Genomic DNA, 19,750 nt, shown 5'->3' with positions numbered 1-19,750 from the left:
CCGTCCCCGAACATCCCGGAACTGCGGGCGCTTTCATCTTTCCGAAAATACTCACGGACCCTACCCCTCACGCAGCGATCGCTCGCGGCGGCCGTGCAATCCCCTTGCGCAGCCCCGCCCCCCCGCGTAAAGGACCGCTGATTCAAAGGACACCCGGGGAGGCGCCATGCCCGTTCTCGTGATGAAATTCGGCGGCACATCCGTCGCCACGCTGGACCGGATTCGCCGGGCTGCCAAACGCGTCGGCGTCGAGGTGGCCAAGGGCTACGACGTGATCGTCATCGTCTCGGCCATGTCGGGCGAGACCAACAAGCTCGTCGGCTACGTCGAGGAGACTTCGCCGCTGTTCGACGCGCGCGAGTATGACGCCGTCGTGTCCTCGGGCGAGAACGTGACCGCCGGCCTGATGGCGCTGACCCTGCAGGAAATGGACATCCCCGCCCGCAGCTGGCAGGGCTGGCAGGTGCCGCTGATCACCACCTCGGCGCACAGCTCCGCGCGCATCGAGGAGATCCCGTCCGAGAACATCAACCGCAAGTTCGGTGAGGGCATGAAGGTGGCCGTGGTCGCCGGCTTCCAGGGCATCAGCCCCGAGGGCCGCATCACCACGCTGGGCCGTGGCGGCTCGGACACCACCGCCGTCGCCTTCGCCGCCGCCTTCGATGCCGAGCGCTGCGACATCTACACCGACGTCGACGGCGTCTACACCACCGACCCGCGCGTCTGCGAGAAGGCCCGCAAGCTCGACCGCATCTCATTCGAGGAAATGCTGGAACTCGCGTCGCTCGGCGCCAAGGTGCTGCAGACCCGCTCGGTCGAACTTGCAATGCGCTACAAGGTGAAGCTGCGGGTGCTCTCCAGCTTCGAGGAACAGTCCGACGAGGCAGGCACGCTCGTTTGCGACGAGGAGGATATCATGGAATCGAAAGTTGTGGCCGGTGTGGCCTTCTCGCGCGACGAGGCCAAGATGACCCTCGTCACCATCGCCGACCGTCCGGGCATCGCCGCGGCCATCTTCGGCACGCTGGCCGATGCGGGCGTGAACGTCGACATGATCGTGCAGAACGTGTCCGAGCTGAACTACAAGGACCATGAAGGTGGCGTCACCGACATGACTTTCTCCTGCCCGGTCAACCAGGTGAAGCGCGCCGAGAAGGCGCTGGCCGACGCGCAGGCGGCGGGCACGCTGACCTTCGACAAGCTCGAGACCGAGACCGAGGTCGCCAAGGTTTCCGTCGTCGGCATCGGCATGCGGTCGGCGGCCGGCGTCGCGGCCAAGATGTTCAAGATCCTCTCGGACGAGAACATCAACATCCAGGTGATCACCACCTCCGAGATCAAGATTTCCGTGCTGATCGAGCGCAAGTACATGGAGCTTGCGGTCCAGGCCCTGCACGACGCCTTCGAGCTCGAAAAGCCGGTCTGAGACCTTTCCGCGCGCGGCCCGATTACCGGCGCGCTCTCAGCAGCATCACGAATTGCGGCGCCGTTCATTTCGGCGCCGTTTTTCTTTATTCGCATTCCGGATTGGCTATTCCACACCTCCGGCGGACGAGCATCCCGCGGAAATGAGACCAGAAAAGAAGCGCAATCCCCCGGCAGAGTCCCGGTAGGGACACAGGATTGCGACCGGTGTATTTGATGCCGTTTCCTTTCTCGGAGCAAACCGCATATAGCTGATCGGGAGACCGGAACGGATGAAGTCGAGCACACTATGCCGGATGGCACGGAAAGCGAAAGCCGCAAGCTGCTGGGGCGGCTGCGGGACACCATGGCCGAGGATGCTGCCGGGCAGGCGCGCCTCGACAAGATCACGCATCTGACGGCCGACTCCATGGGTTCGGAGGTGTGCTCGATCTATCTCTTCCGCGACGAGGAGACGCTCGAGCTCTGCGCCACCGAGGGCCTTAAGAAGGAGGCCGTGCACCAGACCCGCATGCGCATGGGCGAGGGCCTCGTCGGCCGGGTCGCGCGCAGCGGCAAGGTGGTCAACACCGCCGACGCGCCCACCGAACGCGGCTTCCGCTACATGCCCGAGACCGGCGAGGAGATTTACTCCAGCTTCCTCGGCGTGCCGATCCAGCGCCTCGGCGAGACGCTGGGCGTGCTCGTGGTGCAGACCAAGCAGAAGCGCGAGTTCACCTCAGACGAGGTCTACGCGCTGGAAGTGGTCGCCATGGTGCTCGCCGAGATGACCGAGCTCGGCGCCTTCGTCGGCGACACGGCGGCGCTTTCGGCGCGGCACACCCAGCCCACCATGCTGCGCGGCGGCACCGGGCAGGAGGGCACGACCGAGGGCCATGTCTGGTTGCACGAGCCGCGGGTGATGGTCACCAACCTCGTCGCCGACGACCCCGAGCGCGAGCGCGAGCGGCTCGGCGACGCCATCGACCAGCTGCGCGTCAGCGTCGACGAGATGCTCGCCGGCGCGGTCGAGGACGCCGAGCAGCTCGAAGTGCTCGAGGCCTATCGCATGTTCGCCAACTCGAAGGGCTGGCGGCGGCGGATGGAAGAGGACATCTCGCGCGGGCTTTCCGCCGAGGCCGCGGTGGAAAAGGAACAGTCCGCCGCCCGCGCCAGGATGAGCCAGGTCACCGACAACTATCTGCGCGAGCGGCTGCACGATCTCGACGACCTGTCGAACCGGCTCCTGCGCATCCTCACCGGCCAGGGCAAGGACACCGGCGCCTCGATGCCCACCGATCCGATCCTGGTGGCGCGCAACATCGGCCCCGGCGAGCTGCTCGAATACGGCCGCCGCCTGCGCGGCGTCGTGCTCGAGGAAGGCTCGGTCGGCAGCCACGCCGCCGTCGTCGCCCGCGCGCTGGCGATCCCGCTGGTGATCAACGCGCCGCGCATCACCACCGAGGCGCTGAACGGCGATCACATCATGGTCGACGGCGACCAGGGCATCGTGCACCTGCGCCCCGACGACACCGTGGTCACCGCCTTCCGCGACAAGATCGCCATGCAGGCCGAGGCGCAGGAGCGCTACGCCTCGATCCGGCAGAAGCCCGCGATCTCGCAATGCGGCAAGCGCATCAGCCTCTACATGAACGCGGGCCTGCTGGCCGACCTGCCCTCGCTGGAAAGCTCCGGCGCCGAGGGCGTGGGCCTCTTCCGCACCGAGCTGCAGTTCCTCGTGCGCAACAAGATGCCCTCGCGCACCGATCTCGTGGCGGTCTACAAGCGGGTGATCGAGGCCGCCGAGGCCGCCGGCAACAAGCCGGTGATCTTCCGCACGCTCGACATCGGCTCGGACAAGGTGCTGCCCTACATGAAGCCCACCGACGAGCCCAACCCGGCGCTCGGCTGGCGGGCGATCCGCGTCGGTCTCGACCGGCCCGGCGTCATGCGCATGCAGCTGCAGGCGCTGCTGCGCGCCTCCGAGGGGCGGCCGCTGACGCTGATGTTCCCCTTCGTCGCGCAGTGGGAAGAGTTCCGCGCCGCGCGGGCCGAGGTCGACAAGGCCGTGGCCACCGAGCGCAAACTCGGCCACGTGGTCCCCGAGAAGATCTCGGTCGGCACCATGCTCGAGACGCCGAGCCTTGCCTATGCTTCGAACAAGTTCTTCGAGGAGGTCGAGTTCGTCTCGATCGGCGGCAACGATCTCAAGCAGTTCTTCTTCGCCGCCGACCGCGAGAACGAGCGGGTGCGGCGGCGCTACGATACGCTCAACGTCAGCTTCCTGACCTTCCTCGAGCAGATCGTGCAGCGCTGCTCGGCCACCGGCACGCCGCTCAGCTTCTGCGGCGAGGATGCGGGCCGGCCAATCGAGGCGATCTGCCTCGCCGCCATCGGCCTGCACCGGCTGTCGATGCGCCCGGCCTCGATCGGGCCGGTCAAGAGCCTGATCATGCGCACCGACCTCGATGCGCTCTACGACGTGATCTGCGACGCGCGCGAGCGCGGCGAGCAGTCGGTGCGCGGGGCGGTCATGGAATACATGCGCTGGCAGGGCTGAAGGATTGAGCCTCGCCCGGCGCATCGGTTCGCCGACGCCCCGGGCGACAATCTTCCTGCGCGCATCGCCGGCCTTCTGACACGGGACACGACCCGCGCCTTCTGCGCGGGTGCGGCGGCGCGGGTTTCACCGCGCCCCGGGGCTGTCCTAGGGCATTAACCTTGCGAAGCGGTTAACCGCGAAGTTCCAGCTTCTTCTGCAGCGCCGCGACCAGTTCGGCGCGCGGCCGGCCGCTCTGCTCCGACAGGCGCAGCAGGCCGAAATGCACGTGCGCCATCTGCTGGTAGTAGCTGGTGTAGGCGTAGTTCGTCGCCGCCCCCGCCGCCGCGCCGAGGATCGGCACAGTCTGCGCCGCCAGTTTCTGCCCCAGCGCCGTCGCGAGCCGCGGCGCGATCTTGCCGATCAGCCCGTGCACCGTCGCCCCGGTCAGCGTGACGCGCGTGGCGAGAAAGCCGAGCTCCGCCCCGTCGTCCTGCGACAGCGGCCCGGCCGAGGCGAAGACGCTGAGGCACTCGCGGCCGATCTCGGGCGTCGCGGGGTCAAAGCCGTATTCCGCGGCGATGCCCTGGATCGCACGCAGCAGCACGGTCACCGTCACCGGCAGCTCGGCCAGCGCCGTCGGCAGCCCCCCGGCCCCGCCCGCCGCGCCCATGGCGGTGGCGAGCGCGGTGTTGAGCCAGCCCTTCTGGTCGGGCACCGCCCGGCGCGAGCCCGACGCGGCCTTGAACGCCAGCTCCAGCGCCTTGGCCGTGCTGCCTTCGAGCCGTTCCTTCACCTTGTCCGGCAGGCGCTCGAGCAGGTTCTCGGCCTTGCCTCCGATGATGTTGAGCACCTGCAGCCCGACCCCGCCCGCGGCGCGGTGACGGCGGGCAAGCGCGGCGATCTCCGCGTCGATGCTGAGGGGAACGAGCTGCGTTCCGGTGACGGGTGCGGTCATGGGCGCCTCCTACGGTCTTCCATAGAAGATCGGCCCGCAACGGCGGATTTCAAGCTTTGCGCATGACCTCGCCGGTCACCCCGGCCCAGGCGCCGGGGCGCAGCTCGAGCGCCAGCACCCGGTCGGGGTTGGTCGGCGGGGGCATGGTGACCCCCTCGATCTTGGTGAACCCGAAGCGGCGGTAATAGGGCTCGTCGCCGACCAGCAGCACCCGGCCCCATTCCAGCGCCCGTGCCCGTTCCAGCGTGTCGCGGATCAGCGCGGCCCCCAGCCCCTCGCCCTGCGCCGTCGGGTGCACCGCGACCGGCCCCAGCAGCAGCGCCTGCGCAGGGCCAATGCGCACCGGCCAGTAGCGGATCGCCCCGCCGATCGTGCCGGCCTCGTCCTTGGCGACGCGGCACAGCTCGGCCACCGGCGGCACGCCGTCGCGCAGGCGGTAGGACGACAGCAGCGTCCGACCCGGTGCGAAGCACAGGTCGTAAAGGGCCTCGACCTCCCAGAGATCGTCCGGGCGTTCCTGAGACAGACTGTACAGAGGCGGGCTCTCCCCGTGGCGTTTCGGACGAATCCGCCCTATCACGGGTCCGACACACGCGCAAACAGCTGAGAGGACTGGCATGTTCTATCGCCCGGAAGACGGCCACGGACTGCCGCACAACCCGTTCAACGCCATCGTGACGCCCCGCCCCATCGGCTGGATCTCGACCCGTGGCAGCCTTGGCGACAACCTCGCCCCCTACTCCTTCTTCAACGCCGTGGCCTATGTGCCGCCGCAGGTGATGTTCGCCTCGACCTCGGCCAAGGAGGATCGCGACGGCACCAAGGACAGCGTGGCGCAGATCCGCGAGAGCGGCGTCTTCTGCGTCAACATCGTCGAATATGCGGCGCGCGACGTGATGAACCTCAGCTCGGGCCCCTGGCCCGCGGGCGAGGACGAGTTCGCGCTGGCCGGCATCGACAAGGCCCAGTGCCAGACCATCGACTGCCCGCGCGTCGCCAATGCCCCCGCCTCGCTGGAATGCCGGGTGACGCAGATCGTCAGGCTCGAGGGCGAGGCCAATTTCGCGGTCTTCGGCGAGGTGACCGGCGTGCACATGCGCGACGACTGCCTTGTCGACGGGCGGTTCGACGTGACGAAATTCCAGCCGCTCACCCGGCTCGGCTACCGCGACTACTCGGTGATCCGCGAGGTCTTCTCGCTCAAGCGCCCGGGCGAGTGAGGCGGGTTTCCGCCCGCCCGCCTTTGCCCCGGCGCGCCCTGCCCTATAATTGAGCCATCCACCGAGGGAGGGCGCCATGGACCAGCACCTTTGAAACCCAGTCACACGCGTTTCGAAAGGAGGCTCCCATGCCCTTTGCCCTTCCCCCGGCGGATGCCGTTCACCCCATCATCCTGCCGGATGGCACGCCCCACGCGGGCACCGTCCACCTTGCCGTGGTCGCGGACCATCCGCAGGCCGAGATCGGCGCCTACACCTATGCCTCGGACTTCGACCCGCCGCCGCCGGGCGGCTGGATCGCGCGGCTCGCCCCCTATCTCTTCCCCTTCTCGCGCGACCGGCTGGTGATCGGCAGGTTCTGCCAGATCGCCCACGGCGTGCGCTTCATCGGCGGCTCGGCGAACCACGCGATGACCGGGCTGACCACCTACCCGTTCACCGCCTTCGACCCCGACGCCATGCACGATGCCCAGCCCGACCCGCGCGGCATCGAGATCGGCCACGACGTCTGGCTCGGCACCGGCGCGCTGGTGCTGGCCGGGGCGCGGATCGGCTCGGGGGCGATCATCGGCGCGGGCACGGTGGTGCGGGGCGAGATCCCGCCCTATGCCGTGGTCACCGGCAACCCCGCGCGGGTTGCGCGACTGCGCTTCACGGAAGACGAGATCGCCCGCCTGCTGCGCCTTGCGTGGTGGGACTGGCCGCCCGAGCGCATCGCCGCCGCCCGCCCCGCGCTCGAAGCAGGCGACGTGGCGGCGCTCGAGGCGTTGGCCTGAGGCCTCAGCCCCGGCGGCGGTAGCGGAAGACGCCGGTGCCCTTGGCGATCACCTCGCCGGTCTCGTCCGAGATCGTCGCCTCGGCGAAGAAGGTGCTCTTGCCGCCGCCGGTCTTCACTCCCTCGGCGATCAGCCGCGTGCCCCTGGGCCGCGACAGGTACTGCACGTTGAGCGAGAGCGTCAGCGCCATGAGCCTGTCCTCCGCGTCGCCGGTCCAGCAGCCCGCGTAGCCCATGGCGGTGTCGATCATCGAGGCATGCACCCCGCCATGCGGGTTGTCGTGGCGGTTCAGGTGCTCGGGCGCGATGGCCAGCTCGAACCGCGAGAACCCCTCGCCCCATGCCACCATCTCGATGCCGAGATGCGACAGGTAGCCCGACGGGGCCTCGGTGATCTGGGTGTCCGCGCTCTGCTTGTCCATGGGCCTCTCCTGCTCTGCGCGCCCGTTCTCGGCCCTGCACGCGGCGGGGTCAAGCCATGCGCCCGAACCTCAGTCGCGCAGCTCGAGAAAGGTCAGCCACTGCGCGACAAGCGCCGGCTCGCCGCGTCCCCGGCCCTCGATCTCGACCTCGACATCCCAGTGCACGGTCAGCCGCTCGTCCTCCTCCTCGACCCCGCCGACGGTGAAATGCCCGCGCACGCGCGAGCCCACCGGCACCGGCGTGACGAAACGCACCCGGTCGAAGCCGTAGTTGACGTTGGCGATCTGCCCGGGAAAGGGCGGCACGGCATCGGCGCACATGGCCGAGAGCAGCGAGAGCGTCAGGAACCCCTGCGCCACCGGCGCGCCGAACAGGAATTCGGCCGCGCGCTCCTCGTCGGAATGGAAGAACTTGAGATCGCCGGTCACCTGCCCGAAGCGTGCCACGGTCTCGGCGTCGAGCGTGAACCAGCGCGACACCTTGGGCTCCATTTCCAGAATTGCCTCAGCCGGCATGGCCCGCTCCCCCGCTTCGAACTCTTCCGCGCCGCATCCCGTCTCCCGCGATGATCCGGATCCCGGGGCAGAGTGGCGGATCGCCCCTGCCGCTGGCAAGACAAAATCCGGGCAGCACGCCGCCCGGCAGGGGCTCAGCCCTCCACGTCCTCGCCCTGCATCTCGAGCTCGAGCGGCACCGGCCCGCCGCCGAGGTCATCCACCCGCAGCGGCCCCGAGGGGCGCGACAGCCGGTTGCGCACCACCCAGTAGAGCCGGTCCGAGGCGCGGGTGACCGCGACATAGGCAAGGCGCTTCCACAGCGGCTGGCCCGCCTCGACCCGGCCCATGCGCGCCGCGGTGTAGAGATCGGGCGCGAAGACCTGCACGTTTTCCCATTGCGAGCCCTGCGCCTTGTGGATGGTCACCGCCGCCCCGTGCAGGAAGGTCGCCCCCATGCGCGCGGCGAAGGGGATGAAGGGCTCTTCCTCGTCGGGCTTCTCGATCTTCACGATCGAGGCGGCCGAGACCTGCGGGTCGGGCGCGCCGATGACGTGCAGCCGCGAGAAGCCGGGTTTCTTGCCCGGCCCGAGATAGACCACCTGCGCGCCCTTGATGAGCCCACGCGCCTCGAGGTCGAGCCGTTTCTTGCGGTGCTTGAGCGGCAGCTCGATGCCGTCACAGATCAGCGGCTCGCCGGGCAGCAGCTCGGTCTCGGGCGCGCCATGCACCGCGCGGAAGGCGTTGATCAGCCGGATGCGCGTGGCGTTGCGCCAGACCAGCACCGGCGAGCGCGCCATGAGGTCGACCTCGACCCGCTGGCCCCAGACCACCCGGTCGTCCCTTGCCGCCGCCTCCTCGACCAGCCGCTCGAAACGGTAGAAGTCCACCTCCGGGTCGGCGAGCGCGTGCGCAAGGTCGAGGATCGGGCTCGACGCCTCCTGCCGGTGGATGCGCGAGAGCTCCATCTTGCGGTCCTCGGGCACCGCGTCAAAGACCATCTTGCCCGACTGGTTCACCGGCGCCAGCTGCGCCGGGTCGCCGAAGAGCAGCAGGTTGGGGAAGATCTCTTTCAGGTCCTCGAACTGCCGGTCGTCGAGCATCGAGGCCTCGTCGACGAAACCGATGTCGAGCGGTTCCTCGCGGCGCTTCCAGCCGGTGATGAAATCGCTGCCGCGCAGCCCGGCCGCCGCCAGCGCCGCCGGCACCGACTTGTGGCCTTGGTACGACGCATGGGCCCGGTCGAGCGCCTCGTCGGTCAGCGCCTCGATCACCGGGCGCTCCTCGTTGCCCATCAGCCATTCGGCGATGCGCTCGTAGACCGGATCGTAGACCGGCGTGTAGAGGATGCGGTGGATCGTGGTCGCCGGAACGCCGCGCATGCGCAGCACCGAGGCGGCCTTGTTGGTCGGGGCGAGGATCGCCAGCGTGCGCTTGTCGCGCTTGCGGCGGCTCTCGAAATCGCCCGAGACCACCTCGCAGCCCGCCTCCTGCAGCGCCTTGCAGAGCTCGGCCAGCAACAGCGTCTTGCCCGAGCCGGCCTTGCCCATCAGCGCCATGACCTTGGAAAGGCCCTCGCGCGCGGGCTCGGTGGTGCCCTCGTCGAGATCGACGCCGGCGCCGCGCAGCATCTCGGCCACGCGGTCCCAGGCTTCGGCCTGATCCTCGGAGAAACTGATCGCGGGTGCCGTCATGCCGGCGACCCTACTAAAGCCGCGCGCCGCGCACCAGACGCGCCCGCGCTTTTCCCGGCGTCCCCGGCACTTTCCCTCGGGCGCCGCGCCCGTGGCCCGGGCAGGACCGCCTCCGGCGGGCGTATTTTTCAAAGAGAAGAAGGCAAAGGCGCGCGCCCTCCCCTTCTTCTCTTCTTCAAATACGCCGGAGGAGCCGCGCGCAGCGCGGCGGGGGCGGAGCCCCCTCTTTCATGACCTGCCGCACGCCCCGCGGCGGGGCGGCGGCCCCTTCCCGTTCACTCCAGCTCGATCAGCAGGTCCTTGGCGTCGATCTGCCCGCCCGGCAGCACGTGCACCGCCTTGATGGTGGCGTCGCGCTCGGCGTGCAGGCCGGTCTCCATCTTCATCGCCTCGATGGTGAGCAGCAGGTCGCCCTCCTTGACCTTGGCGCCCGCCTGCACCGCGATGGTGGCGACCACGCCCGGCATCGGCGCGCCGATGTGGCCCGGGTTGCCCACCTCGGCCTTGGGCTTGGCGCCGCCTGCGGCCTTGGCCTTGCGGTCGGGCACGCGCACGGTGCGCGGTTGGCCGTTCAGCTCGAAGAACACCCGCACCTCGCCGTCATCCTGCGTGTCGCCGACGGTGATGAGGCGGATCTCCAGCGTCTTGCCGGGGTCGATTTCGGCGGTGAGCTCCTCGCCGGGCTCCATGCCATAGAAGTAGGTCAGCGTCGGCAGGGTGCGCACGGGGCCGTAATCCTCGTGCCGCGCCACGTAGTCGGTGAAGACCTTGGGGTACATGAGGTAGCCGTTGAAGTCCTCGTCGTCGAACTCGACATCCGGGAACTTGGCCTGCAGCTCGGCGCGCAGCTTGGCGAAATCGGCGGGCGGCAGATGCTTGCCCGGGCGCTCGGTGTTCGGGGTCTCGCCCTTCAGCACCTTCCTGAGGATGCCTGCGGGGAAGCCGCCCGGCGGCTGGCCGAGGTTGCCGCGCATCATGTCGATGACCGAGTCGGGGAAGCTGACCTCGGTCTTCGGATCCTCGACCTGCGCTCGGCTGAGGCCCTGGCTCACCATCATCAGCGCCATGTCGCCCACGACCTTGGAGGACGGGGTCACCTTCACGATGTCGCCGAACATCATGTTGACGTCGGCATAGGTCTTGGCGACCTCGTGCCAGCGCTCTTCCAGCCCCAGCGAGCGCGCCTGCGCCTTGAGGTTGGTGAACTGCCCGCCCGGCATCTCGTGCAGGTAGACCTCGGAGGCGGGCGCCTGCATGCCGCTCTCGAAGGCGGCGTACTGGCCGCGCACCGCCTCCCAGTAGTTCGAGACCTCGCGGATCACGTCGACGTCGAGCCCGGTGTCGCGGTCGGTGTGGCGCAGCGCCTCGACGATCGAGCCCAGGGTGGGCTGCGAGGTGTTGCCCGAGAGCGCGTCCATCGCCGCGTCCACCGCGTCGACCCCGGCGCGCGAGGCTTCCATGATGGTGGCGATGGCGGCACCGGAGGTGTCATGGGTGTGGAAGTGGATCGGCAGGCCGACCTCTTCCTTCAGTGCGGTGATCAGCGCCCCGGCGGCCGAGGGTTTGAGAAGCCCGGCCATGTCCTTCAGCCCGAGGATATGCGCGCCGGCGTCGCGAAGCTGCTTGCCCATGGCGACGTAGTACTTGAGGTCGTACTTGGCGCGGGCGGGATCGAGGATGTCGCCGGTGTAGCAGATCGTGCCCTCGCATATCTTGCCGCTCTCGATCACGGCATCCATGGCGACGCGCATGTTCTCGACCCAGTTCAGCGAGTCGAAGACGCGGAAGATGTCGACGCCGCTCTCCGCCGCGCGGGCGACGAAGCTCTGCACCACGTTGTCGGGGTAGTTGGTGTAGCCGACGCCGTTCGAGGCGCGCAGCAGCATCTGCGTCAGGATGTTGGGCATCTTGGCGCGGATGTCGCGCAGGCGCTGCCAGGGGCATTCCTGCAGGAAGCGGTAGGCCACGTCGAAGGTCGCGCCGCCCCAGCATTCCACCGAGAAGAGCCCGGGCAGGTTCGCCGCATAGGCCGGCGCCACCTTGATCATGTCGAGCGAGCGCATGCGGGTGGCGAGCAGCGACTGGTGGCCGTCGCGCATGGTGGTGTCGGTGATCAGGAGCCGCTTCTGCGCCGCCATCCAGTCGGCCACCGCCTGCGCGCCCTTCTCCTCGAGCAGCGTGCGGGTGCCCGGCGGCGGCAGGTCCGCGCGCAGCTGGGGCGCGCGGGCGGGCTTCAGCTCGGCATGGGGCCGCGGGCGGCCCTGCACCTCGGGGTGGCCGTTGACGGTGATGTCGGCGATGTAGGTCAGCACCTTGGTGCCGCGGTCGCGGCGCTTCTTGAAGTCGAAGAGCTCGGGCGTCGTGTCGATGAACTTGGTGGTGTACTGGTTGGTCAGGAAGGTCGGGTGCTTGAGCAGGTTGATCACGAAGTCGATGTTCGTGCTCACGCCGCGGATGCGGAACTCGCGCAGGGCGCGGTCCATGCGGGCGATGGCCTTCTCGGGGGTCGGCGCCTTGGCGGTCACCTTCACCAGCAGCGAGTCGTAGTAGCGGGTGATCACCCCGCCGGCGTAGGCGGTGCCGCCGTCAAGCCGGATGCCCATGCCGGTGGCCGAGCGGTAGGCGGTGATCCGGCCATAGTCGGGGATGAAGTTGTTGGTCGGATCCTCGGTGGTGATCCGCGTCTGCAGCGCGTGGCCGGTCAGCCGGATGTCGTACTGGCTGGCCTTGCCGGTGGCCTCGGCGAGGCTCTTGCCCTCGGCGATCATGATCTGCGCCTGCACGATGTCGATGCCGGTCACCTCCTCGGTGACGGTGTGCTCGACCTGCACGCGCGGGTTGACCTCGATGAAGTAGAACTTGCCCGTGTCCATATCCATCAGGAACTCGACGGTGCCGGCGCATTCGTAGCTCACATGGGCGCAGATCTTGCGGCCGAGCTCGCAGATCTCCTCGCGCTGCGCCTCCGAAAGGTAGGGCGCGGGGGCGCGCTCGACGACCTTCTGGTTGCGGCGCTGCACCGAGCAGTCGCGCTCGTAGAGGTGGTAGATGTTGCCCATCTTGTCGCCGAGGATCTGCACCTCGACGTGGCGGGCGCGCAGGATCATCTTTTCCAGATAGCCCTCGCCGTTGCCGAAGGCGGCCTCGGCCTCGCGCCGGCCCTCGAGCACCTTCTCCTTGAGCTCCTTCGGGCCGTTGATCGGGCGCATCCCGCGCCCGCCGCCACCCCAGCTCGCCTTGAGCATCAGCGGGTAGCCGATCTCCCCGGCCTCCTTCTCGATGGCCTCCCAGTCGTCGCCCAGAACCTCGGTCGCCGGGATCACCGGCACCCCGGCGGCGACCGCCACCTTGCGGGCAGAGGCCTTGTCGCCGAGCGCGCGCATGGTCTCGGCGCGCGGGCCGATGAAGGTGATCCCCGCCGCGTCGCAGGCGTCGACGAACTCGGGATTCTCGGACAGCAGCCCGTAGCCCGGGTGGATCGCGTCGGCGCCGGACTCCTTGGCGACGCGGATGATCTCGGGGATCGACAGGTACGCCGCCACCGGCCCGAGCCCCTCGCCGATGCGATAGGCTTCGTCGGCCTTGAAGCGGTGCAGCCCCAGCTTGTCCTCCTCGGCAAAGACGGCAACTGTCTTCTTCCCCATCTCGTTCGCCGCCCGCATGATGCGGATCGCGATCTCGCCACGGTTGGCGATGAGGATCTTCTGGAACTCTGGCATTCTTTCCTCCGTCACAGGCCTGCCGGGCCGGTTGACGTGGAGTGAACGCCATGCTGCGTTGCAGCGCAAGGTGTCTATGCAAAGTTAGCACCAGAGTTTCGGCAGTTTGCAAAAGCCCCCGCGCAGGGCGCGTCCGGCACGGGGATCCGACGCCGAGGAAAGTGATGAACAAACACAGAACGCACCTTTCGCAACGCGGCATGGCACGCTAGATTTGGGGCATGAGCAGTTTCGACGACATGGATGCATTCGAGGGAGCCTCGCTGTCGGCGCGGGCCATGGCGGCGCGTCCCGCGCCCTATCTCGACGATCTCAACCCGGCGCAGCGCGAGGCGGTCGAGCGGCTCGACGGCCCCGTGCTGATGCTCGCCGGGGCAGGCACCGGCAAGACCAAGGCGCTGACCGCCCGCATCGCGCACCTGCTGATGACCGGCCGCGCGCGCCCGAACGAGATCCTGTCGGTGACCTTCACCAACAAGGCCGCGCGCGAGATGAAGGAACGGGTCGCGCGCCTGCTCGGCCACGCGGTTGAGGGCATGCCCTGGATGGGCACCTTCCACTCGATCTGCGTCAAGCTGCTGCGCCGCCACGCCGAGCTGGTGGGGCTGAAGACCAACTTCACCATCCTCGACACCGACGACCAGATCCGCCTGCTGAAGCAGGTGATCGCTGCCAACAACATCGACGAGAAGCGCTGGCCGGCCCGCCAGCTCTCGGGCCTCATCGACAACTGGAAGAACCGCGCCTGGACGCCCGACCGGGTGCCCGCGTCGGAGGCCTCGGCCTTCAACAACCGCGGCACCGAGCTCTACGCCCAGTACCAGACCCGCCTGCGCGAGCTGAATGCCTGCGACTTCGGCGACCTGCTGCTGCACGTGGTGACGATCTTCCAGCAGCATGCGGACGTGCTGCAGCAATACCAGCGCTGGTTCCGCTTCATCCTCGTGGACGAGTACCAGGACACCAACGTCGCCCAGTACCTCTGGTTACGGCTGCTGGCGCAGGGCCACACCAACATCTGCTGCGTCGGCGACGACGACCAGTCGATCTACGGCTGGCGCGGTGCCGAGGTGGGCAACATCCTGCGCTTCGAGAAGGACTTCCCCGGCGCCCACGTGGTGCGGCTGGAACAGAACTACCGCTCGACCGCGCATATCCTCGCCGCCGCCTCCTCGGTGATCCGCGGCAACGAGAACCGGCTCGGAAAGGAGCTCTGGACCGACGCCCCCGGCGGCGAGAAGGTGCGGCTGATCGGCCACTGGGACGGCGAGGAAGAGGCGCGCTGGATCGGCGAGGAGATCGAGGCGGCGCAGCGCGGCTCGCGCGGGATGCACGCCTACTCGCTCGACGACATGGCGATCCTCGTGCGCGCCTCGCACCAGATGCGCGCCTTCGAGGACCGGTTCCTGACCATCGGCCTGCCCTACCGCGTGATCGGCGGCCCGCGCTTCTACGAGCGGCTCGAGATTCGCGACGCCATGGCCTATTTCCGGCTGGTGGTCTCGCCCGAGGACGATCTCGCCTTCGAGCGCATCGTCAACACCCCCAAGCGCGGGCTCGGCGACAAGGCGCAGCAGAAGATCCAGCTGAAGGCGCGCGAACATGGCGTGTCGCTGCTCGCCGGCGCGCGGCTGATGCTGCGCGACAAGGAGATCACCGGCAAGGGCGCGGCCAGGCTCGCCACCTTCGTCGAGCAGATCGAGCGCTGGCACGAGGTCGCGCGGCAGCAGATGGGCCTGCCCTCCGAGGTGCAGCAGGACGACGACGATCTCGTGCTCATCGACGAGGACAAGCCGCTGAGCCGCGCGGTCAGCCACATGGAACTGGCGGGGACCATTCTCGACGAGAGCGGCTACACCGAGATGTGGCAGGCCGACAAGAATCCCGACTCGCCGGGCCGGCTCGAGAACCTCAAGGAACTGGTGAAGGCGCTCGAGAGCTTCGACAACCTGCAGGGCTTCCTCGAGCACGTCGCGCTGATCATGGACAACGAGACCGAGGAGACCGGCGCCAAGGTATCGATCATGACGCTGCACGCGGCCAAGGGGCTCGAGTTCCCGGCGGTCTTCCTGCCGGGCTGGGAGGACGGGCTCTTCCCCTCGCAGCGCTCGATGGATGAGAGCGGCCTCAAGGGCCTCGAGGAAGAGCGGCGCCTCGCCTACGTGGGGATCACCCGCGCCGAGGAGCTCTGCACCATCTCCTTTGCTGCCAACCGCCGGGTCTTCGGGCAGTGGCAATCCGCCCTGCCGTCGCGCTTCATCGACGAGCTGCCCGAGGCGCATGTGGAGATTCTCACCCCGCCCGGCCTTTACGGCGGCGGCTACGGCGCGGCGGGGATGAGCGGCGGCTTCGGCGGGGGCGGTTACGGCGGCGGCTCCGGGCTCGAAACCCGCGCCGCCGAGGCGAATGTCTACAACTCCCCCGGCTGGAAGCGGCTGCAGGAGCGCTCGTCGAGCGTGCGCCCGGTCAGCCAGCCACGCGAGAGCCGCAACACGGTGATCGACCTGCAGGCGGTCTCGGCCTTCGAGATGGGCGAGCGGGTCTTCCACCAGAAGTTCGGCTACGGCGCGATCATCGGCATCGAGGGCGACAAGCTCGAGATCGATTTCGAGAAGGCCGGGGTGAAGAAGGTGGTGGCGCGATTCGTCGCCGCGGCGGATTCGGCGGGCGACGTGCCGTTCTGACCCGCAGGCTGAGGATGGGACTCCGCCCCAGCGCCGCTGCGCGCGCCTGCGACGGGATACCCGATCACGACAGAAGCCCGTGGCCGAACGCTCCGGGCTTCTTCTCTTTCAACATACGCCCGCCGGAGGCGGTCCTCAGCGTGCCGCGGAGACCAGGGCCGCGAGCAGCTCGGTGTCGCTGTGGCCAGAGGCTTCGGCGACGGCCGAGAGGCTCTCCTCCGTGCTGCCGACGGCGAATCCCGCCGCCACGAGCCCGTCCGCAAGCTGGTCCGCCGGCGCATCGAGCAGCGCCGCCACCTCGGCCACGCTGCCGTTCAGGAGAATCTGCGCGGCGGCGAATTGCGGCGGGCCGCCGCGGCGCTCGCCCTGCTGGGCCGAGAGGCCCGGCAGCACGAAGGCGGCCGCCATGACCAGCGAGGCGGCCATCGCCAGCGCGAAGGCCGGCTTGCGCAGGTAGGTGGTCATCGACCGCCAGTTCTTCCACAGGTGCAGCGCGAAGGGCAGAATCAGCACCATGCTGAGCCATTCGTGCATCCCGTGGAACCATCCGGAGTTCCAGTGGAAGAAAAGGGCGATTCCCGAAATCAGCGAAACGAGGAAAAGTCCGGTGATGAAGGGCGTGGCGTAGCGGTTGAGAAGCGGTTTCATGGCTCGGCTGGCTCCGTGAGTGACTGTCCCGGCGCCGCGTCCTCCCCCGCGGCTCCGAAGACCTCACGCGCGGGGCCGAGGTTTCCGTCGCGTCTTATTGGGTTTTTTTCGCCCTCGAAGAAATTTCCGGAAAAAAGGTCGTTTTTCCCCTTGCGGAGGTCCGCGGGAAATTCTAAATCGCCCACACCAACAAGGAAGCGGGCGTAGCTCAGGGGTAGAGCATTACCTTGCCAAGGTAAGGGTCGGGCGTTCGAATCGCCTCGCCCGCTCCAGTTGGACCTCCGGCGCAAGCCGGGCCGGTGAAAGGCCGGACGGGTCGAAAGACCCACATGATGAATGGTTTGCGGGCGTAGCTCAGGGGTAGAGCATTACCTTGCCAAGGTAAGGGTCGGGCGTTCGAATCGCCTCGCCCGCTCCATTCACCACTTTCCTCGAAGAAGAATTTCCCGGATCGCTGATCACGCGGCCTGTCCTTGCGACGGGCCTTTCGCGTTTCCGGCGCTTCACCTTCGCCGGCCTCTGCCCCTTCTGCCGCCTGCCCCTTCTGCCGTCGCGCGCAGCGCATGGATGCTGGGCGGCACCCGGCCGCCCCGGCCCCGTCGTCTCAGAACGCCTTGAAGGTCAGCGTGGTCAGCGTGCGCTCGATTCCCGGCACCGTGAGCAGGTTCTCGTTGATGAAATGCCCCACGTCGGCGCCCTCGGGGATGTAGAGCTTGAGCAGCAGGTCCCATTCGCCCGACGTCGAGTAGAGCTCGGAATGGATCTCGCGCAGGGCGATCTGGTCGGCGACCTCGTAGGTGGTGCCGGGCTTGCAGCGGATCTGGACGAAGACGCAGGTGGTCATGGGCGGGCCTTTCATTGATATGCGGGCAAGCTGTCACACCGGCCCTGCCGCCGCAAGCACGCCCCGACGCCCGGCACGCGCGGGGCTTGGCCTGCGCCCTGCCCCGCCCTATAAGCCCCTGCGAGACATCGAGGAGTATGGTCCATGCGCAAGGCCGAGGTGAGCCGCAGTACCGCCGAGACGAAGATCGAGGTCAGCCTCGATCTCGACGGCACGGGCAGCTACGACATGAAGACCGGCGTGGGGTTCTTCGACCACATGCTGGACCAGCTTGCACGCCATTCGCTGATCGACATGGTGGTGCGCGCCGAGGGCGACCTGCACATCGACGACCACCACACCGTCGAGGACACCGGCATCGCGATCGGCCAGGCGCTGGCCAAGGCGCTCGGCGACAAGCGCGGCATCCGCCGCTACGGCTCGTGCCTCTTGCCGATGGACGACGCGCTGGTGCGCGCCGCGCTCGACCTCTCGGCCCGGCCCTTCCTCGTCTGGAAGGTGGCGCTGCCCACCGAGAAGATCGGCAGCTTCGACACCGAGCTTGTGCGCGAGTTCTTCCAGGCGCTGGCGACCCATGGCGGCATCACGCTGCACATCGAGATGCTGGACGGGGTGAATTCGCACCATATCGTCGAGGCGGCGTTCAAGGCCGTGGCCCGCGCCCTGCGCGAGGCGGTCGAGCCCGACCCGCGCAAGGGGGACGCGATCCCCTCGACCAAGGGTGCGCTCTGACGTTTGCCGGCGCGCGGCGAGGGGCGCTGCCCCTCGCGCTCCCCGGAGTATTTGCGGAAAGATGAAAAGGGGGCCGGACCGATCCGGCCCGGAAAGGTGGGATCCATGCTGACGGCGATCATCGACTACGAGAGCGGCAACCTGCATTCCGCCGAGAAGGCCTTCCAGCGCATGGCGCGGGAGCTCGGCGCGGGCGAGGTCGTGGTGACCGACGCGCCCGAGGTGGTGGCCCGCGCCGACCGGCTGGTGCTGCCCGGCGACGGCGCCTTCCCTGCCTGCGCCCGGGCGCTGCGCCACTCGGGCTGTTTCGAGGCCATGGTCGAGGCGGTGACGGTCAAGGGCCGGCCCTTCCTCGGCATCTGCGTCGGCATGCAGCTGATGGCGCGGGTGGGCTACGAGTACGAGGAGACGCAGGGGCTCGGCTGGGTCGATGGCGAGGTCGAGAAGATCCTGCCCGACGACACCTCGCTGAAGGTGCCGCACATGGGCTGGAACGAACTGGTGATCGACCGCGCCCACCCGGTGCTGGACGGGGTGGAGAGCGGCGATCACGCCTATTTCGTGCACTCCTACCAGATGCGCATGCTCACCCCCGAGCACCGGCTGGCGCATGTGGACTACGGCGGCACGGTCACCGCCATCGTCGGGCAGGACAACATGCTGGGCTTCCAGTTCCACCCCGAGAAGAGCGCCGAGACCGGGCTGCGGATGATCGGCAACTTCCTGACCTGGGCGCCCTGAGCGCCCCTCGCCTCACGCGGCGGCAGCGCGCGGATTGCAAAGCGCGGTCGCTCGCGGCTATAGGGGGCCGACACTGATTTCGGGAGCCGCGCCATGATCCTCTACCCCGCCATCGACCTCAAGGACGGCAAGGCCGTGCGCCTGCTGCGCGGCGACATGGAGAAGGCCACGGTCTTCAACGACGATCCCGCCGCGCAGGCGATGGAGTTCGTCGAGGCGGGCTGCGACTGGCTGCACCTCGTCGACCTCAACGGCGCCTTTGCCGGCGAGCCGGTGAACGCCGCGGCGGTCGAGGCGATCCTCGCGCGCACCAAGGTGCCGGCGCAGCTCGGCGGCGGCATTCGCGACATGGCGACGATCGAGCGCTGGCTCGACAAGGGGCTCGCCCGGGTCATCCTCGGCACCGTGGCGGTGGAGAACCCGGCGCTGGTGCGCGAGGCCGCCAGGGCCTTCCCCGGCAAGGTCGCCGTGGGCATCGACGCGCGCGACGGGCGCGTGGCGACCAAGGGCTGGGCCGAGGTGACCGACGTCGACGCGGTCGACCTCGCACGCAGCTTCGAGGACGATGGCGTCGCGGCGATCATCTACACCGACATCAACCGCGACGGCGCGATGCAGGGGCCCAACATCGAGTACACCGCCGCCATGGCACGCGCCGTGTCGATCCCCGTGATCGCCTCGGGCGGCGTGTCGAAGCTGGCCGACCTCATCGCCCTGCGCGACTGTGGCGCTGCGCTCAACGGCGCGATCTCGGGCCGGGCGCTCTACGATGGCGCGATCGACCTGAAAGAGGCGCTGGTCGCCCTCAAGGGCTGATCCGGCGCGACACCCCCAAAAGCGAAAGGGCCGCCCCAAGGGCGGCCCTTCTTGCATTG

At 68.5% G+C, this 19,750-nt stretch carries 16 protein-coding genes and 2 tRNA genes; 10 read left to right on the top strand and 8 right to left on the bottom strand.

Annotated elements, in window-relative coordinates; genetic code table 11:
* Positions 1–166 precede the first annotated feature (166 nt).
* Positions 167–1,426 (top strand): aspartate kinase, encoded by a 1,260-nt coding sequence (locus PVT71_RS08440; RefSeq protein ID WP_353471349.1) that lies wholly within the window; start codon positions 167–169, stop codon positions 1,424–1,426.
* A 288-nt stretch (positions 1,427–1,714) separates the two neighbouring features.
* Positions 1,715–3,964 carry a phosphoenolpyruvate--protein phosphotransferase gene (gene ptsP / locus PVT71_RS08435; protein WP_353471348.1) on the top strand — a complete coding sequence of 750 codons (2,250 nt, stop codon included), beginning with the start codon at positions 1,715–1,717 and terminating at the stop codon, positions 3,962–3,964.
* A gap of 172 nt (positions 3,965–4,136) precedes the next feature.
* Here the strand turns inward: ptsP and PVT71_RS08430 are convergent, their stop codons facing one another.
* Both PVT71_RS08430 and PVT71_RS08425 read right to left on the bottom strand, forming a co-directional pair.
* Positions 4,137–4,901 (bottom strand): EcsC family protein, encoded by a 765-nt coding sequence (locus tag PVT71_RS08430; RefSeq protein WP_353471347.1) that lies wholly within the window; start codon positions 4,899–4,901, stop codon positions 4,137–4,139.
* Positions 4,902–4,950: 49 nt separating this feature from the next.
* Positions 4,951–5,436 carry an N-acetyltransferase gene (locus PVT71_RS08425; protein WP_353473858.1) on the bottom strand — a complete coding sequence of 162 codons (486 nt, stop codon included), beginning with the start codon at positions 5,434–5,436 and terminating at the stop codon, positions 4,951–4,953.
* An 82-nt stretch (positions 5,437–5,518) separates the two neighbouring features.
* Between PVT71_RS08425 and PVT71_RS08420 the strand changes: the two genes are divergently transcribed.
* Positions 5,519–6,121 (top strand): flavin reductase family protein, encoded by a 603-nt coding sequence (locus tag PVT71_RS08420; RefSeq protein ID WP_353471346.1) that lies wholly within the window; start codon positions 5,519–5,521, stop codon positions 6,119–6,121.
* A 128-nt stretch (positions 6,122–6,249) separates the two neighbouring features.
* Positions 6,250–6,897 (top strand): CatB-related O-acetyltransferase, encoded by a 648-nt coding sequence (locus PVT71_RS08415; RefSeq protein WP_353471345.1) that lies wholly within the window; start codon positions 6,250–6,252, stop codon positions 6,895–6,897.
* Positions 6,898–6,901: 4 nt separating this feature from the next.
* Here PVT71_RS08415 and PVT71_RS08410 read toward each other — a convergent pair whose 3' ends face one another.
* The 4 genes from PVT71_RS08410 to PVT71_RS08395 all read right to left on the bottom strand — a co-directional run bounded on the left by PVT71_RS08410 (position 6,902) and on the right by PVT71_RS08395 (position 13,226).
* Positions 6,902–7,318, bottom strand: a complete 417-nt coding sequence (locus PVT71_RS08410) for a PaaI family thioesterase (protein WP_353471344.1) — start codon at positions 7,316–7,318, stop codon at positions 6,902–6,904.
* A 69-nt stretch (positions 7,319–7,387) separates the two neighbouring features.
* Positions 7,388–7,834, bottom strand: a complete 447-nt coding sequence (locus PVT71_RS08405; protein ID WP_353471343.1) for a MaoC family dehydratase — start codon at positions 7,832–7,834, stop codon at positions 7,388–7,390.
* 134 nt (positions 7,835–7,968) lie between these two features.
* A complete protein-coding gene (locus tag PVT71_RS08400; protein WP_353471342.1) occupies positions 7,969–9,507 on the bottom strand; it encodes an AAA family ATPase in 1,539 nt (512 codons plus the stop codon).
* Between the two features lie 275 nt (positions 9,508–9,782).
* Complete coding sequence (locus PVT71_RS08395) at positions 9,783–13,226, bottom strand: pyruvate carboxylase (protein ID WP_353471341.1); 3,444 nt, start codon at positions 13,224–13,226, stop codon at positions 9,783–9,785.
* 221 nt (positions 13,227–13,447) lie between these two features.
* On the opposite strand from PVT71_RS08395, the gene PVT71_RS08390 reads away from it, so the two are divergent.
* Complete coding sequence (locus tag PVT71_RS08390) at positions 13,448–15,910, top strand: UvrD-helicase domain-containing protein (protein WP_353471340.1); 2,463 nt, start codon at positions 13,448–13,450, stop codon at positions 15,908–15,910.
* A gap of 135 nt (positions 15,911–16,045) precedes the next feature.
* On the opposite strand, the gene PVT71_RS08385 is transcribed toward PVT71_RS08390, so the two are convergent.
* Entirely contained in the window at positions 16,046–16,558 is a 513-nt protein-coding gene (locus PVT71_RS08385; RefSeq protein WP_353471339.1) for a DUF4405 domain-containing protein, read from the bottom strand.
* A gap of 197 nt (positions 16,559–16,755) precedes the next feature.
* Here PVT71_RS08385 and PVT71_RS08380 point away from each other — a divergent pair.
* Positions 16,756–16,830: transfer RNA gene (locus PVT71_RS08380), tRNA-Gly, on the top strand.
* 71 nt (positions 16,831–16,901) lie between these two features.
* Positions 16,902–16,976, top strand: a tRNA-Gly gene (locus tag PVT71_RS08375).
* 186 nt (positions 16,977–17,162) lie between these two features.
* On the opposite strand, the gene PVT71_RS08370 is transcribed toward PVT71_RS08375, so the two are convergent.
* The gene (locus PVT71_RS08370) at positions 17,163–17,402 is read right to left on the bottom strand and encodes an Lrp/AsnC ligand binding domain-containing protein (protein WP_353471338.1); all 240 of its coding nucleotides are present in this window, start codon (positions 17,400–17,402) and stop codon (positions 17,163–17,165) included.
* A 144-nt stretch (positions 17,403–17,546) separates the two neighbouring features.
* Here PVT71_RS08370 and hisB point away from each other — a divergent pair, with 144 nt between their 5' ends.
* The 3 genes from hisB (at position 17,547) to hisA (ending at position 19,691) form a co-directional block, all read left to right on the top strand.
* The gene (gene hisB, locus PVT71_RS08365; protein ID WP_353471337.1) at positions 17,547–18,134 is read left to right on the top strand and encodes an imidazoleglycerol-phosphate dehydratase HisB; all 588 of its coding nucleotides are present in this window, start codon (positions 17,547–17,549) and stop codon (positions 18,132–18,134) included.
* A gap of 105 nt (positions 18,135–18,239) precedes the next feature.
* Entirely contained in the window at positions 18,240–18,875 is a 636-nt protein-coding gene (gene hisH / locus PVT71_RS08360; protein WP_353471336.1) for an imidazole glycerol phosphate synthase subunit HisH, read from the top strand.
* A gap of 93 nt (positions 18,876–18,968) precedes the next feature.
* Positions 18,969–19,691 (top strand): 1-(5-phosphoribosyl)-5-[(5-phosphoribosylamino)methylideneamino]imidazole-4-carboxamide isomerase, encoded by a 723-nt coding sequence (hisA, locus tag PVT71_RS08355; protein WP_353471335.1) that lies wholly within the window; start codon positions 18,969–18,971, stop codon positions 19,689–19,691.
* Positions 19,692–19,750: the final 59 nt, after the last annotated feature.

The organism is Salipiger sp. H15 (assembly GCF_040409955.1).
In the GTDB taxonomy this organism is placed as follows: Bacteria; Pseudomonadota; Alphaproteobacteria; order Rhodobacterales; family Rhodobacteraceae; genus Salipiger.
The sequence above is the reverse complement of the archived record's forward strand: the minus strand, read 5'-3'. Positions and strand labels throughout refer to the sequence as shown.

What these genes read in the sequence shown, in the direction of transcription:
- PVT71_RS08440 (WP_353471349.1), top strand. Translation starts at nt 167, where the DNA reads ATGCCCGTTCTCGTGATGAAATTCGGCGGCACATCCGTCGCCACGCTG.
- ptsP (WP_353471348.1), top strand. Translation starts at nt 1,715, where the DNA reads ATGCCGGATGGCACGGAAAGCGAAAGCCGCAAGCTGCTGGGGCGGCTG.
- PVT71_RS08430 (WP_353471347.1), bottom strand. Translation starts at nt 4,901, where the DNA reads ATGACCGCACCCGTCACCGGAACGCAGCTCGTTCCCCTCAGCATCGAC.
- PVT71_RS08420 (WP_353471346.1), top strand. Translation starts at nt 5,519, where the DNA reads ATGTTCTATCGCCCGGAAGACGGCCACGGACTGCCGCACAACCCGTTC.
- PVT71_RS08415 (WP_353471345.1), top strand. Translation starts at nt 6,250, where the DNA reads ATGCCCTTTGCCCTTCCCCCGGCGGATGCCGTTCACCCCATCATCCTG.
- PVT71_RS08410 (WP_353471344.1), bottom strand. Translation starts at nt 7,318, where the DNA reads ATGGACAAGCAGAGCGCGGACACCCAGATCACCGAGGCCCCGTCGGGC.
- PVT71_RS08405 (WP_353471343.1), bottom strand. Translation starts at nt 7,834, where the DNA reads ATGCCGGCTGAGGCAATTCTGGAAATGGAGCCCAAGGTGTCGCGCTGG.
- PVT71_RS08400 (WP_353471342.1), bottom strand. Translation starts at nt 9,507, where the DNA reads ATGACGGCACCCGCGATCAGTTTCTCCGAGGATCAGGCCGAAGCCTGG.
- PVT71_RS08395 (WP_353471341.1), bottom strand. Translation starts at nt 13,226, where the DNA reads ATGCCAGAGTTCCAGAAGATCCTCATCGCCAACCGTGGCGAGATCGCG.
- PVT71_RS08390 (WP_353471340.1), top strand. Translation starts at nt 13,448, where the DNA reads ATGAGCAGTTTCGACGACATGGATGCATTCGAGGGAGCCTCGCTGTCG.
- PVT71_RS08385 (WP_353471339.1), bottom strand. Translation starts at nt 16,558, where the DNA reads ATGAAACCGCTTCTCAACCGCTACGCCACGCCCTTCATCACCGGACTT.
- PVT71_RS08370 (WP_353471338.1), bottom strand. Translation starts at nt 17,402, where the DNA reads ATGACCACCTGCGTCTTCGTCCAGATCCGCTGCAAGCCCGGCACCACC.
- hisB (WP_353471337.1), top strand. Translation starts at nt 17,547, where the DNA reads ATGCGCAAGGCCGAGGTGAGCCGCAGTACCGCCGAGACGAAGATCGAG.
- hisH (WP_353471336.1), top strand. Translation starts at nt 18,240, where the DNA reads ATGCTGACGGCGATCATCGACTACGAGAGCGGCAACCTGCATTCCGCC.
- hisA (WP_353471335.1), top strand. Translation starts at nt 18,969, where the DNA reads ATGATCCTCTACCCCGCCATCGACCTCAAGGACGGCAAGGCCGTGCGC.